Origin of the sequence: Sphingomonas sp., from assembly GCF_040398505.1 — a bacterium.
Lineage (GTDB): Bacteria > Pseudomonadota > Alphaproteobacteria > Sphingomonadales > Sphingomonadaceae > Sphingomonas.
Map to the genome: position 1 here is coordinate 18993 of NZ_JBBATX010000046.1, position 1122 is coordinate 20114.

Genomic DNA, 1122 nt, shown 5'->3' on the forward strand with positions numbered 1-1122 from the left:
AGCGATTTCCACAAATGCGGGCGCTGCTGGCGCTTGCTGCCTGACGTCGTGGAAGATGGCGCGCTCGATGCCCGTTGCGAAAAGGTGGTCGCATGAAACTTCCCGTTGCCGGATTCGCCACCGCCGCTTTGCTGTTCGTGGCCGACCAAGCCACCAAGTACGGCGTCACCGATGTGATGCGGCTGAGCGAGATGACCAACGAACATCACGTCACGTCGTTCTTCAACATACGCTTCGTCGCCAATCGCGGGGTTTCGCTCGGGCTGATGCGCGCCGACGATCCGATGGCGCGCTGGCTGCTGGTGGCGATGACCGGGGCGATCGCGCTCGGCGTGCTGGTGTGGATGCTGCGCGAGCGCAACCGGATCGATCAGATCGGGCTCGGGCTGGTGCTCGGCGGGGCGATCGGGAATATCGTCGATCGCATACGGTTCAGCTATGTCGTCGACTGGGCCGATCTGCATTTTGGCAGCTGGCAGCCGTTTCTGGTGTTCAACCTCGCCGATGCTGCGATCACGATCGGGGTGCTGATCTTGTTCGCGCGCGCGCTTCTGGTACGAGATGCACCGAAAGCGGAATCGGGGACAGATTCCGGCCCCAATTCTGCGTCAGAACAGGGCGCAACGGAGACACATCATGCGTAAAGCCACCACCCTCATCGCCGGTCTCGCGCTGGTTGCCCTGGCGTCGGGCTGCGCGACCAACAAGATCGGTCGCAGCGGCCCCGACGAATTCGCGGTGGCGCGTCAGGCGCCGCTGGTGATCCCGCCCGATTTCTCGCTGACCCCGCCGCGCCCCGGTGCACCGCGCGCCAATGACGTCAGCCCCAATGCGCAGGCGCTCGACGCGTTGTTCGGCGGCACGGCGCAGCGCAGCGCGGGCGAAACCGCGACGATCGCGGCGGCGGGTGTTGATAATGACGATCCCGGCATCCGCTCGACCGTGGGCGACCCCGGCACGACCGTGGTCGACAAGGGTGCGACGACACGCGACGTGGTTGCAGCCCCCGAGGGCGATGGCCAGAACGCAAAGGCCGCGACGCCAAAGTAAACCATCGCCGCACGGCGCAAACCGCGGGCACGAAAAAGGCCGCGTACCGGATCATCCGGTACGCGGCCTTTT

2 protein-coding genes are annotated in these 1122 nt (G+C 65.4%); both read left to right on the forward strand.

Annotated features, from left to right (window positions below; translation table 11 throughout):
* The first annotated feature begins 92 nt into the window (after positions 1-92).
* Positions 93-644: a signal peptidase II gene (lspA, locus tag ABWP09_RS07790; RefSeq protein WP_353204578.1), complete on the forward strand. Its 552-nt coding sequence runs from the start codon at positions 93-95 to the stop codon at positions 642-644.
* On the forward strand, positions 637-1050 hold the full coding sequence (locus tag ABWP09_RS07795) for a DUF3035 domain-containing protein (protein WP_353204579.1): 414 nt from the start codon (positions 637-639) through the stop codon (positions 1048-1050). The genes lspA and ABWP09_RS07795 overlap by 8 nt, the downstream gene beginning before the upstream one ends.
* Positions 1051-1122 lie beyond the last annotated feature (72 nt).

Bases quoted from the DNA above. Each gene is read 5' to 3' on its own strand.
- lspA (WP_353204578.1), top strand. From the start codon at position 93: ATGAAACTTCCCGTTGCCGGATTCGCCACCGCCGCTTTGCTGTTCGTG.
- ABWP09_RS07795 (WP_353204579.1), top strand. From the start codon at position 637: ATGCGTAAAGCCACCACCCTCATCGCCGGTCTCGCGCTGGTTGCCCTG.